Source organism: Prevotella pallens (assembly GCF_900454935.1).
Lineage (GTDB): Bacteria > Bacteroidota > Bacteroidia > Bacteroidales > Bacteroidaceae > Prevotella > Prevotella pallens.
In genome coordinates this window covers 311,684-324,074 of sequence record NZ_UGTP01000001.1, presented here as the reverse complement: position 1 = coordinate 324,074, position 12,391 = coordinate 311,684, and the positions used below count along the sequence as shown (strand labels likewise).

Below are 12,391 nucleotides of genomic sequence, written 5' to 3'. Positions count from 1 at the left end.
GAAGGTTAAAAACGTTAAATCTTCACCTTTTCGTATCTAAACAGAATCCATATTGTCACTTTTCTACCGTTTAGAGCGTATAATACTGATAATCAACTAATAATAGATACAAATTCTGAATTAATAATTATTTTTTTCTAACAAATAAATATTCTTTGTGCCTGGTGTTTAAATGCAACGCCAATGGTGTTGGAAAACACAGGTGTTTTAGGCAGTCTGTATCTCTTTATTGGCTTACTCAAAAATACAAAATTCTTGGTAGCTTTCGTAAATATGCGGGCAAAATAAAGAAACGCCTTAACAGGCTTCGCGCACAAAATTTATTTTGCTGTCACTTCTGTCATTCGAATGCAGTTTGTAATGTGTTGATAGACAATCAACTACAGTAAATGTCAAAAATGACAGCAACTGTTTTTCAAACTTATAGTAGTATCTATTGCTCTCATTGGCAATTCCCATACGGCTCTCATTGGTAATGTGTTTTTCTTTCATTAGGTATATCTGTACTTCGATTTTATTTGTAGTGGCTTATAAATAAAAATTCGACACTTCAAACAATAAATAAAGAGGTACATTGTTGCACCTCCGTATTTCCTTTATATCAGTGGGATTACCTGAATATCTGAAACAAATATAGGTATCTTATTCTGTAAATCCAAGCTGCTTTGCACTTTTCAAAAAAACGAGTAAAAGTGCATCTGAGATTTGAATTTCTCGGGTGGAGTGACATTTTCACATTTGGGTATATATAAGAATTTTGTGAGTGAAAATGTCATGGGGGTAAAAAACACCAAATGATTGCTCAATTGGTGTTATCGTTTCGTCTTTCCAAATAAATCAGCGTGTGTTCCTGTATTCATCATGAGCAAGGTCAATTCTGTGTTGTTCTGTTCCATATAAGTAACCAGTCAGGTTGTATATGGCATTCCCATTGCCCATCCCTATTACCATGTAACAAGTGAGGTCTAAATTGGGTAGGAACTTTACCTTTAGTTACCAATTCGTTGATAACCTCTTTGAGTTTATCCATTGGCAGCCCACGCTTCTTGCATCGTTTGAGGTCTTTCTCAAACTGGTGTGTTGTCAAAAGTTTATATGCCATCAGATGCCCAATTTGGAAAACAATTCATCTGCACTGGCATACTCATTGACACGTCCTTGCTCCTTGTCATTAAGTGCCTGTTCGTAAGCGGTGTGCTCAGTTGTAGTTTTATGTACTGTCCACCCCATACGCTTTACGAGCGACTTCAATAACGATGTATCAGCCTTGGGTATTTCCAAAGAGAATGTGCTTGTTGTGGTGTTATTTGTATTCATTATTTGTCCTCCTATATTCTTGTTTATATTGCAAATATAATCTTTTCTTTTGAGAGAGGCAAGAGAATAAAATAAAAAGCAGCAAATGATTGTTCAAATAAGAATAACGCAAGTCTTTGTTATGATGATTATTGTGAAATTAGTATGCGCGAACCATATAAAGTCTTTAGATTACTTCCTAATAACGCATGTTTACTAAGTTCTGTCCTAGAAACATCCCAATAAAGTTTTAAAGAATTGCAATTGAAGAACGCATTATCTTCAATTCTATTGATTTGATTACGATGAGTATTAATATAAACAAGATTCTTACATTCAGAAAAAGTCTCGTTATGAATAATAATCCCTTCTACTCTCGATAAACTTAGATTAATGAAAACAACTTGATGACAATTTCTAAATGTTTGTTTAAGTATTGCCTGTTTCATTATTACTACATTACTTGTAAATTCCATAGGTTCCTTTTTTGACCTATATGCTATGCATTCGCATCTTGAAGCTGTTGTAATCCATTTTTCTGGGACTCTGTCAGAATCATATATTAAGTTCTTATGAGTTGATATATCACAGTAATATAAAGCCTCACAATTTTCAAAAGTTTGTAATAGTTCTAAAGAAATGTCACTATAAATATGATTGGATACAGTTAAAGTCAGAAAGACAGCATATAGACTCGAGCAGTTTGCAAAGGTCTCTTCCCCCGTTATAAAAACCTCATCTCCATAAAAATTTTTTAATCGAGAACAGCCTTTGAATGCTTTTGGATGAATTTCTACCTGATATACAAACGAATAAGTTTCTCTTTTTGTTTTTAGGATGGTATCATAACGGAAAAGAGCATGTCTATAAATATCTAAGAGAAGGTGTGAAGGTTGCATTTTTCCTTTTGCTATTTCCCTTCGGCGGCATTCATGCATCTTTCCTGAACGTTCATACCGATCCAAAATCTCTCCCAAATTATGTTGTTCTGTTTCTGTTTTTTTAAGAACTTCAAGATTACAACAATTCTCAAATGCGCTTATTCCTATATGCTGGCAATTTTGAGAAAGTATTATTCTTTTGAGAGATATACAGCCAAAGAATGCTTCATTATAAATGTTACCAACAGGTTGTTTTACTTCTTCTAAAGCTTTACAGTCTTTAAACGTTGAATCTGGAACCACGGAGAAGTTTCCTATATCAACAACCTTTAGCTTTACACAACCCTCAAAGATTCCTTTTCCTTTATAATAAGTTTTTTTCGCTATTTGCATAAATTTTATTAAAATTCAAGTATTCCAAAATCCTTGATTACCACCTCCTCTAACTGGCTACAGTCACTGAAACAATAATCACCAATATTATTTATACTATCAAGTTTTAAGAATTGTAAACTGCAACACCCTCGGAAAGCTTCATCTCCGATAGATATACAAGACGGAAATTTTATATTTTCTAGACGTTCACAATGAAAAAATGCTCGTTTCCCAATTTTGTATAGAGACTCTGGCATAACTATATCTTTTATTGTATTACAATGTGCAAAGGCCTCATCTGCTATTTCTCTAGTTCCCTCTATAATAGAATAGGCATTTATATAGGCATGTATATCTGCACCTTTTAATAGGATTTCTTTATTCTCACTGTAAACGACTCCATATTCATCAATAAAGTATTTCGGCTCTTCAGGAATAAGTTCGTTGGTTGTTGTTTCTTCTTCTATTGCTTCTATCTTGGCTACTTGTGTTGGACATTTTCCTTCCGCTACCTCATACTTTTGTTGTAGTTTTTGAAATTGTGAATTGAAGAAGACACAAGTTTCTTGTTCATCGAAGTAAAAAGTTTCTACTTCGTCATTGTATTCTGCTTTATTTGTCCAGTTATATGAACCCGAAATCACTACTCTATCATCTATAATACAAAATTTCTCATGCAGTAATTGCTTCGAAGTATTCCATCTAAGAATACCACCTGCTTCTAAGAAAAAAGTAAAGTCGAGAGAAGATTCTCCCCCTTTATTTATATTGTCGTCATTCAATATGATTTCTACACTCACACCTGTTTGGAGCTTTAAGACCAAAGGGTGGAGTAGCAATTCATTTGTAAACCATGCAACAGCAATTTTGATGGACTTCTTTGCATCAAAGAGTTCTATCTGTATGGCGTTCTGAATTTTATAAGAGACATGCTTTATCATTATTATTTTATAATTATAGTCAATGCGTTGCGTCCTTTTCTTTAAAATCCTTGATGATGTGCTTGATAAAGACAATTACATTGTCGTAATCAAGAAATCCTTTAGAGGTTTCTTTTCTTCTGTTTTTGTCTGGTATATTTAATTTACATCCATCTTTTGAGATTATTCCATGGCAGAAAGAATTCCTTAGATGCCTACAAAAATCTAAAATTTGAACTTTGCTCTTTGTAAAAAGTAAGGTTTGTCTATTAGACGTTTTCTCACTTCTAATTTCTTCATCATTAGCATACTTCATATTTTTCTGTAGACTTTTTTTGAAAAAATTAAGAGCATTAGTACTTATTTCTTTAAAATCAGCTTCTTTTGATATTTGTTTAATATGAGATTCGTAAATAAAGACAAATTTAGCTAATGTCTTTAGCTGACTTTCTAGGTTATTGTATCGCATAATTATTTTGTTATAGATAAAAACTCTACTATATGTTTTACTATTTCTCCAGCCATTCCACCACTTGCTGGTAATCCTTTCTTATTCAAAGAAACGATGATGCTGTATTGTGGATTTTTAGCAGGATAGTAGCCACAGAATTGTATGCAATAAATCGTATTGTCTCCATCTTCCTTTACAACGGCTACTCCTTGCTCTCCTGCAATGGGAACTTTATCAGAGAATGCTTTAGAAGTAAGTCCTTTCTGTATAAGTAATTGCTGGATAGTGGCAATATTCTCCTTGCTTGCTATTTGTTCTTTTATAATGGTGGTATCTCTCTTATTAAAAGTGGACTTTACCATCTTGCCATTATTGGCTATGGCATTATAAAATGTAAGTATTTGTAAAGGTGATATCTGCTGATTCTTCCCATTTACAAACTTGGCAAGAGAAATATCATTGTCAGGAATGGATGAGGTCGCTTTTATGCTATCTTGTGGTAAACCATAGCCCATATCTGTAATTATTTTATGGAATTGGGCATAATCCTTACCAAATGCTTGCTTAACTGTTAAGTATGTAGCGATATTTGATGATAATAGGAAACCTTGCTGTACGCTTATCTTGCCATTTCCTCCTCTACGCCAGTTATAATCTTCCAACGAATAGCCATTTATATCTACTATTCCTGATTTGGTATCAATGCTGTCATTCGGTTTTATCTTACCCTGTTCCAATGCAGCTAGTAATGAGACTGTACGCATTAAACCTGTTGGCTGTGATAACTGGCTTGTTGTTGACTTTATCTCAAACTTGTCTTTTACCAAGTTTACGATAGCTTTAATCTTTCCAGACTTACAATCTATAATAATGGCTTGTAAACAAGAAGCATTTAACCTTTTGAAATTGCTTTGTAGAATCTGTATTGTTGAATTTTGTAAATTTGGCTCTAATGTAGAATTGAAATTTTGACCAGAACTTATATAAGTAATACCTAATAGTGTAACCAATATTATATCTCTTATAACCCTATTTTTCATTATAATTTAAACTCATATATTTATCTAATTCCATTCTATCAGCAATAATATTACCATCTTTATCCTTAAAGCAAATGTTTGTAGGTTTACATTTGTTTATATTACTTAAGAACTGCTGAATACTCAATGCTATAGCTGTTTCTGCTTTAATTCTTTCTTTTGGCAACTCCCATTCTACAGAAAATTCAATTTCTTTTCCTGTACTACCAATTTGAAAACATATCTTATTCATAAGAAAAAGTTTCTTGCCAACTGTTTCCCAGAAGTAAGCGGTTACTATTTAGGTAAATGGAAAAAGCGTGGGAACTATTGCTGTTATCTCCTCTGTGGTCGTGGAAAGTACCTACTGCAGATAATCAACAATAGCCCACGCATTGAGGTATATTATTCCCATTAGTAAGGGTACAATAATCCCAAGCGTGAGCCTTGCTGTCATCATCCTTGCAGTATTGAAATTTTCCACGTTTCAGAGGAAGGATAATTAAAGCAAACGCTCTTTTTTAAAGTTGAACTCTTTGTAACGCACATCTGCACACAGACGTACTGGAAGTTCAACTGCAAAGATAGATAAATTTTCTTATTAAATGTTTCTTTCTTGTAAAAAGTTTGTATAACAGAGTGATTTTTCTATTTTAAGGGTGTTTTGTTTATTATTCAGCATGTGATGAAATTTTTAGTATGGGGTGTATAAAAGAATTATTCTCTGAAAAATGTCATTGCTTAGAATGTAAGACAGTCGTAGGTTTCCAAGATTTCTTCCTTACGTAATCCAAGATACCGTTTGGTAATAGCTACAGATGAATGGTTGAAAAGCTCCATTAGCTTGATCAGCCCAGTTCTGCATTGTTACTATTCATATTATAAACTTATCTTCCAAATATCTTTCTCAAACTATGGCAGCTGAAATGTTGGCTTATATGACAAAAATTCTTGGCAGCTTTCGTAAATATACGAGGTAAAATAAAGAAACGCCTTAACAGGCTTTGCGCACAAAATTTATTTTGCTGTCACTTCTGTCATTCGAATGCTGTTTGTAATGTATTGAAAAACAATTAACTACAGCAAATGTTAAAAATGACAGCAAATGTTTTTCAAACTTATAGTAGTATATAGAGTTTCGGCAAATTCTCTATTCACGCTGAATGGTAACGAAGGTTTGTTCATCTTATTTTAGTTTATGCAACACCAAAAGAAATAAGAAAGAACCGAATGTGCAAAGTATTCAGTTTTTTTCTGAAAAAGAACGAAGCATAACTTAGCAATGGTTAATAGACACCGAGAAGTTTCTGTTTCTACACCACCACACTTTTTGCTTTTTTTCTGTATATACCTGGTGCACAACCTTTCATTTTTTTAAAAAACTTATTGAACTGTACTTGCGACGAAAAACCGAAGGCGAAAGCTATTTCCTGAACATTTTGGGTTGTCCCTATAAGGTAAGCTTCCACCTCTTTTATTATGTAATCGTCTATAAGCTGTTTCGGTGTACGTCCGGCTACTCGTTTTGTTATTTGGGCTAAGTAGCGTGGTGTTACATTTAGCGCATCGGCATAGAAGCGCACTTCGCCCGTTTTACGATGATTGGCAGCAATGTTATCCATAAGTTGGTTGTATAGTTCCAACATTCTTTCAGAAATTGTTTGTTGTGGCAAATCGCTGCTATGGTCTAAAAGTAGAACATTTGTACCAAAATTAGAGTCGGCAGAACGCAAAATAAGTTGGCACATATAGTCAGATGCCTTTCCAATAGCTTGTTCTACATTGTTTCCAGCGCACAAATTAACAGCAACTGCCGATGTAAATGCTCCGCCCGAACCGTGAGTAATGCGGTCTATAAAGCCAGGTCGAGTATAAAAGTGTGCTGTTTTGTTTTTTTCTACCAACACATCGGTAAACGATGCTTTGGTAACAATGCCTCCTTGCAACACAACAGCCGCACTTCCTAATTGCAAAATTTTTCGTGCCAATAGTTCCAAAGCCTCGTTGCTGTGTGTTTCTTTTTCGTGCAACATATAGGCTGCACTATTTTGTTGCATAATAACAATGCTGCTTAATGGAAAAAGACGTTGCACCACAGCATTAACCACCTCGTTTGGCATAAGCATTTTGCCACTACTACTAATAATAACGGCATCTAAAACTACAAATTCAGGTTTGTATTTACGCAGCAGGTGTTCAACGGCAATTACTTGTTCTACATTTCTAAGCATACCAATCTTCACAGCATTGGGTTTTAAATCGTTCAACACCGCACAAATTTGCAAATTCAGCACTTCGGCAGGAATGTCGTATAATTGCCGAATGCCTTCCGAATCTTGTGCAGTAACCGAAGTTATTGCAGTAGCCGCATAGGCTCCTAACATAGTTATGGTTTTAATATCGGCTTGAATTCCCGAACCGCCCGTACTGTCCGAGCCAGTTATAGTAAGAATGGTGGTTTTTCTTTCCATAGTTGGTGTGTAAACAAGAGTTTGTTACTGGTGTTGTTGTTTGTAAGCAATGTTTCGTGGGTGATGTTCCAGAATTTCTTTGCGCAGAGTAGTGGTGTCTATATGCGTATAAATTTCGGTTGTGCTAATGCTTTCGTGTCCAAGCATAGCCTGAATGGCACGCAAATTAGCACCACCTTCGAGCAAAGCAGTGGCAAACGAGTGTCGCAATGTGTGTGGCGATATGTTTTTTTTTATGCCAGCATCTTTGGCATAATTCTTAATCATTATCAAAATCATAGTCCGAGTGAGATGCGCACCACGTCTGTTTAAGAAAATATAATCTTCTTCTCCTTCTTTTATCTTCATAGCGTTACGGTCGGCAAACCAAAAATCCAATTCTTGCAAGGCTCTTGGAGAAATTGGTACCAAACGTTCTTTAGAACCTTTACCCATAACTCGCACAAATTGTTCTTCGCGATAGAGATTTGACAGTTTAAGATGGGTAAGTTCTGATACACGTAATCCGCACGAAAACAAAGTTTCTATAATGGCACGGTTTCTATGTCCTTCCCATTTAGATAAATCTATGGCACTTTCAAGCATATCAACTTCGGCAGTAGAAAGCACTTCAGGCAAATGTTGTGGTTGTTTTGGCGATTCGAGCAATTCGGTAGGGTCAGCTTCTATATATCCATCGAGCACTAAGAAACGATAAAACTGCCTTACTCCGCTTAAAATTCGAGCCAACGAACGGGCACCAATTCCCAAATCGCCAATAGCAGCAGCAAAGTTTTCTATATCTTCCAACTTTGCCTCTTGTGGTATTTTCTGTTCGTCGGCTAAAAAAATCAACAATTTGTCTACATCACGAATGTAGGCTTCTAATGTATTTGGCGAATAACCTTTTTCTAACTTTAAATAACGTAGGTACTTACGAATAAGATTAGAACTTGTTTCTTTGCTCGTTTGCATATTATTGTGTATTTTTGCAGAGGTTGTGCCCAATGAGTGCAAAGTTAAATAATTTCTGTGTAATATGAAAATAATCGTAGTTAATGGTCCAAACCTTAATTTGTTAGGCAAACGAGAACCCAACATTTATGGCAAAATGCCTATGGAAACCTATCTAACAAAATTGCGTGCAATGTATGCAGATATAGACATTGAGTACTATCAGAGCAACATAGAGGGAGAACTTATAAACAAGTTGCAGGAAGTGGGGTTCGCTTACGATGGTATTGTGCTGAATGCTGGAGCATATACGCATACAAGTATAGCACTGTTAGACTGTATTAGGGCTATTACTGCGCCCGTTATAGAGGTACATATAAGTAATGTAAATAGTCGCGAAGAATATCGTAACCATTCTATGATAGCTTCTGCTTGTATTGGAACTATTCAGGGATTTGGAATGGACAGTTATAGGCTTGCAGTGGAAGCTTTGAAAACTATAAATGCCAATTCTTAAAAGCAAAAAGGCAAACAAATGACGGAAACCGAACAAATAGATAAGTACATTTTAGACCATATTGCCCCAGAAGGCGACTATTTGTACCGACTTTACAGAGCAACCAACATACATACCATTCACGGACGAATGGCAAGTGGGCATTTGCAAGGGCGATTATTAAAAATGTTGGTACAAATGGTGCAACCAAAAAATGTGTTGGAAGTGGGAACTTTTAGTGGATATTCTGCCATTTGCATTGCAGAAGGTCTGCCAGACGACGGCAAACTCTATACGTTTGAAATAAACGACGAGATGGAAGACTTTACACGTCCGTGGATAGAAGGGTGTGAAGTAGCCTACAAAATAGACTTTCGCATTGGCGATGCTAATATAGAAGCACCAAAGTTAGGCATTACTTTCGATATGGTTTTTGTGGACGGCGACAAGCGAACTTATTTGGAAACTTACGAAACCGTGCTAAAAATGTTGCGTTCTGGAGGTTATATTCTTGCCGATAATACGCTGTGGGACGGACACGTTACCGATAAAGCTTACGAACACGACCATCAAACACAAGGTATTTGCAAGTTCAACGACTTTGTTGCGCACGACGACCGTGTGGAAAACGTAATACTGCCTTTGCGCGATGGGCTAACCATTGTGCGGAAGAAGTAGAGAATAGAAGTTAGATATTCTATCATTCAGATGATATATAATAAGTTCTAAGTAAATGTTTGACCATGAATGATGTTTGTCTGTTCAGAATATAATTCATACATCAGTAAGATGCCACTGAAACTTAGGAGTATGAGAATAACTTTAAAGATTCAATTAATAAATAGGCTAAATAACAAATATTAAGTACGATGTAAACGGTGATTCTAATTCTCTTTTGTCTACTTGAACATTTCCTAAAAAAGTTTACTTCCATAATAGACAACACCAATATTAAAAATACATCTAACCAATAAATAAAGTTATTACCTAATCGGTGTGAGAAGTAAGTGGTAAAATAAAAAACTATATTCCAAAAAGTTATTACACTATATCCAAATTTCATATTACTACATAATAAAGATACTGATGAAAATTATTCACCAGTATCATAATTATATTATAAATAAACTTTTGAAAGACTCATTAATCACTCTTGAGACAATATGATATCTTTTAATAAAAGTTCTTTTTAATTTCATACTATTTCAGCACACCAAGTTCCTTGCCAATCTTAATGAAAGCGTTAATGCACTTGTCTAATTGTTCACGATTGTGCCCTGCGGAAATTTGAACACGGATACGAGCTTCGTTCTTTGGAACTACTGGATAGTAGAAACCTGTAACGTAGATGCCTTCTTCGAGCATCTTTGAAGCGTAAACTTGTGAAAGTTTTGCATCGTAAAGCATAACAGCACAGATAGCACTTTGTGTTGGTTTAATATCGAAACCTGCAGCCATCATCTTCTCACGGAAGTAATTTACGTTTTCAACCAACTTGTCGTGCAATTCGTTACTTTCTTTCAGCATTTTGAACACTTCGAGACTTGCGCCGATAATGCTTGGAGCCAGCGAATTTGAGAAGAGATAAGGACGACTATTCTGACGAAGCATATCTATTATCTCTTTGCGACCAGTAGTGAAACCACCAAGTGCACCACCAAATGCTTTACCAAGTGTGCCTGTGTAAATATCAACACGACCGTAAGTCTTGCAAAGTTCGCTAACACCGTGTCCAGTTTCGCCAACCACACCTGCAGAGTGGCTTTCGTCTACCATAACAAGTGCATCGTATTTTTCTGCCAAATCGCAAATCTTGTCCATCGGAGCAACGTTGCCGTCCATAGAGAAAACACCATCGGTAACAACAATGCGGAAACGTTGAGCCTGTGCTTCTTGCAAACATTTCTCCAATTCTTCCATATTACCATTAGCGTAACGGTAACGTTTTGCCTTGCAAAGGCGAACACCGTCTATAATAGAAGCGTGGTTTAATGCGTCAGAAATAATAGCATCTTCGTCGTTAAACAAAGCTCCAAATATACCCCCGTTGGCATCGAAGCAAGCAGCGTAGAGAATTGTATCTTCTGTTTTGAAATAATCAGAAATAGCAGCCTCAAGTTCCTTATGGATATCTTGTGTTCCACAGATAAAACGTACTGAAGACATACCAAAACCACGCTTGTCCATCATAGCTTTTGCACCTTCTATAAGGCGAGGGTGGTTAGATAAGCCGAGATAGTTGTTAGCACAGAAATTTAGTACTTTCTTGCCTTTTACTAATATTTCAGCTTGCTGTGGTCCTTCTATAATACGTTCTTCCTTGTAAAGACCTGCATCTTTGAGTCCTGCGAGTGAATCGCAGAGATGTTGTTTCATTTTACCATACATAGTATAAAGTTTTTAATTATTCGCATACAAAGGTCCTTATATTTTTTGAGAAAAGAAACTGAAATACTAATTATTTTGTGGGTAAACTGTTTTTTTATACAACATTAATACTTCTAATTTCTAAATTAATCAAAAAAGTACTTAACTTTGTGGCATAAAACGATAAAATCTATTTAATAATAATATGAAAAATATTTTAGTTGTTGGCTCTACAGGGCAGATAGGCTCAGAGCTTGTAAGAGAGTTACGCAGTATTTACGGTGGCAACAACGTAGTTGCAGGTTTCATAAAAGGAGCAGAACCTACTGGCGAACTTCTCGAAGGAGGTCCATCTGCAGAATGTGATGTTACCAATCCAGAAATGATAGCTGCAGTGGTGAAGAAATATAACATCGACACAATCTACAATCTTGCAGCATTACTATCAGTAGTAGCAGAAGGAAAACCACGTTTGGCTTGGAAAATTGGTATTGATGGTTTGTGGAACATTCTTGAAATTGCTCGCGAAAACAAGTGTGCAGTGTTCACACCAAGTTCTATTGGTTCGTTCGGTCCAAGCACTCCTCACGACATGACACCACAAGACACTGTTCAACGTCCAGGAACAATTTATGGAGTTTCTAAAGTAACAACCGAATTGTTATCAGACTATTATCAGAAAAAATATGGTGTAGACACTCGTTCGGTACGTTTCCCAGGTATTATTTCATACGTAACACCTCCAGGTGGCGGTACAACCGACTATGCTGTAGATATTTATTATTCAGCAGTGAAAGGTGAAAAATTTGTATGTCCTATAAATAAAGGCACCTACATGGATATGATGTATATGCCAGATGCATTGCATGCTGCTATTTCTTTGATGGAAGCCGACCCAACAAAACTTATTCACCACAATGGTTTTAATGTTGCGGCTATGAGTTTTGAACCAGAAGAAATCTTTGCTGAAATTAAGAAACACAAGCCTAACTTTGAAATGGTTTACGATGTAGACCCATTGAAGCAAGGTATTGCTGACAGCTGGCCAGATCGTTTGGACGACTCTTGCGCTCGTAGCGAATGGAACTGGAAACCACAATACGACCTCAAGAGCATGACTGTAGATATGCTCGAACAGCTCAGCAAGAAATTGCTCTAAGCTAATATAAAAGTAAGTGGAGG

Annotated in this window: 12 protein-coding genes and 2 pseudogenes; 3 read left to right on the top strand and 11 right to left on the bottom strand. The window is 35.9% G+C overall.

Annotated features, from left to right (window positions below; genetic code table 11):
• Positions 1-812: 812 nt before the first annotated feature.
• The 10 genes and pseudogenes from DX009_RS01330 to xerD all read right to left on the bottom strand — a co-directional run bounded on the left by DX009_RS01330 (position 813) and on the right by xerD (position 8,367).
• A pseudogene (locus DX009_RS01330) lies at positions 813-1,102 on the bottom strand (type II toxin-antitoxin system YafQ family toxin).
• Complete coding sequence (locus DX009_RS01325) at positions 1,102-1,317, bottom strand: hypothetical protein (protein WP_115082765.1); 216 nt, start codon at positions 1,315-1,317, stop codon at positions 1,102-1,104. The pseudogene DX009_RS01330 and the gene DX009_RS01325 overlap by 1 nt, the downstream one beginning before the upstream one ends.
• A 128-nt stretch (positions 1,318-1,445) precedes the next feature.
• Positions 1,446-2,570, bottom strand: a complete 1,125-nt coding sequence (locus DX009_RS01320) for a leucine-rich repeat protein (protein ID WP_115082764.1) — start codon at positions 2,568-2,570, stop codon at positions 1,446-1,448.
• 8 nt (positions 2,571-2,578) lie between these two features.
• On the bottom strand, positions 2,579-3,493 hold the full coding sequence (locus DX009_RS01315; protein WP_115082763.1) for a leucine-rich repeat protein: 915 nt from the start codon (positions 3,491-3,493) through the stop codon (positions 2,579-2,581).
• Between the two features lie 19 nt (positions 3,494-3,512).
• Positions 3,513-3,941 (bottom strand): hypothetical protein, encoded by a 429-nt coding sequence (locus DX009_RS01310; RefSeq protein ID WP_115082762.1) that lies wholly within the window; start codon positions 3,939-3,941, stop codon positions 3,513-3,515.
• Positions 3,942-3,943: 2 nt separating this feature from the next.
• Positions 3,944-4,963, bottom strand: a complete 1,020-nt coding sequence (locus DX009_RS01305; protein WP_115082761.1) for a penicillin-binding transpeptidase domain-containing protein — start codon at positions 4,961-4,963, stop codon at positions 3,944-3,946.
• Complete coding sequence (locus DX009_RS01300; protein WP_107624033.1) at positions 4,953-5,195, bottom strand: hypothetical protein; 243 nt, start codon at positions 5,193-5,195, stop codon at positions 4,953-4,955. Before DX009_RS01300 ends, DX009_RS01305 begins: the two co-directional genes overlap by 11 nt.
• 488 nt (positions 5,196-5,683) lie before the next feature.
• Positions 5,684-5,874: pseudogene (locus tag DX009_RS13465) on the bottom strand (site-specific integrase); the annotation flags it as partial.
• Positions 5,875-6,255: 381 nt separating this feature from the next.
• Positions 6,256-7,413, bottom strand: coding sequence for a hydroxymethylpyrimidine/phosphomethylpyrimidine kinase (locus DX009_RS01295; RefSeq protein WP_115082760.1), 1,158 nt, complete (start codon positions 7,411-7,413; stop codon positions 6,256-6,258).
• Between the two features lie 24 nt (positions 7,414-7,437).
• A complete protein-coding gene (gene xerD, locus DX009_RS01290; protein ID WP_115083789.1) occupies positions 7,438-8,367 on the bottom strand; it encodes a site-specific tyrosine recombinase XerD in 930 nt (309 codons plus the stop codon).
• A gap of 64 nt (positions 8,368-8,431) precedes the next feature.
• On the opposite strand from xerD, the gene aroQ reads away from it, so the two are divergent.
• Together aroQ and DX009_RS01280 are read left to right on the top strand one after the other, a co-directional pair.
• Positions 8,432-8,863: a type II 3-dehydroquinate dehydratase gene (aroQ, locus tag DX009_RS01285; protein ID WP_115082759.1), complete on the top strand. Its 432-nt coding sequence runs from the start codon at positions 8,432-8,434 to the stop codon at positions 8,861-8,863.
• Positions 8,864-8,881: 18 nt separating this feature from the next.
• On the top strand, positions 8,882-9,520 hold the full coding sequence (locus tag DX009_RS01280) for an O-methyltransferase (protein WP_115082758.1): 639 nt from the start codon (positions 8,882-8,884) through the stop codon (positions 9,518-9,520).
• A gap of 522 nt (positions 9,521-10,042) precedes the next feature.
• Here DX009_RS01280 and kbl read toward each other — a convergent pair.
• Complete coding sequence (gene kbl, locus DX009_RS01275; RefSeq protein WP_115082757.1) at positions 10,043-11,230, bottom strand: glycine C-acetyltransferase; 1,188 nt, start codon at positions 11,228-11,230, stop codon at positions 10,043-10,045.
• Between the two features lie 184 nt (positions 11,231-11,414).
• Here kbl and DX009_RS01270 point away from each other — a divergent pair, with 184 nt between their 5' ends.
• Complete coding sequence (locus DX009_RS01270; protein WP_115082756.1) at positions 11,415-12,368, top strand: NAD-dependent epimerase/dehydratase family protein; 954 nt, start codon at positions 11,415-11,417, stop codon at positions 12,366-12,368.
• Positions 12,369-12,391: the final 23 nt, after the last annotated feature.

Bases quoted from the DNA above. Each gene is read 5' to 3' on its own strand.
- DX009_RS01325 (WP_115082765.1), bottom strand. From the start codon at position 1,317: ATGAATACAAATAACACCACAACAAGCACATTCTCTTTGGAAATACCC.
- DX009_RS01320 (WP_115082764.1), bottom strand. From the start codon at position 2,570: ATGCAAATAGCGAAAAAAACTTATTATAAAGGAAAAGGAATCTTTGAG.
- DX009_RS01315 (WP_115082763.1), bottom strand. From the start codon at position 3,493: ATGATAAAGCATGTCTCTTATAAAATTCAGAACGCCATACAGATAGAA.
- DX009_RS01310 (WP_115082762.1), bottom strand. From the start codon at position 3,941: ATGCGATACAATAACCTAGAAAGTCAGCTAAAGACATTAGCTAAATTT.
- DX009_RS01305 (WP_115082761.1), bottom strand. From the start codon at position 4,963: ATGAAAAATAGGGTTATAAGAGATATAATATTGGTTACACTATTAGGT.
- DX009_RS01300 (WP_107624033.1), bottom strand. From the start codon at position 5,195: ATGAATAAGATATGTTTTCAAATTGGTAGTACAGGAAAAGAAATTGAA.
- DX009_RS01295 (WP_115082760.1), bottom strand. From the start codon at position 7,413: ATGGAAAGAAAAACCACCATTCTTACTATAACTGGCTCGGACAGTACG.
- xerD (WP_115083789.1), bottom strand. From the start codon at position 8,367: ATGCAAACGAGCAAAGAAACAAGTTCTAATCTTATTCGTAAGTACCTA.
- aroQ (WP_115082759.1), top strand. From the start codon at position 8,432: ATGAAAATAATCGTAGTTAATGGTCCAAACCTTAATTTGTTAGGCAAA.
- DX009_RS01280 (WP_115082758.1), top strand. From the start codon at position 8,882: ATGACGGAAACCGAACAAATAGATAAGTACATTTTAGACCATATTGCC.
- kbl (WP_115082757.1), bottom strand. From the start codon at position 11,230: ATGTATGGTAAAATGAAACAACATCTCTGCGATTCACTCGCAGGACTC.
- DX009_RS01270 (WP_115082756.1), top strand. From the start codon at position 11,415: ATGAAAAATATTTTAGTTGTTGGCTCTACAGGGCAGATAGGCTCAGAG.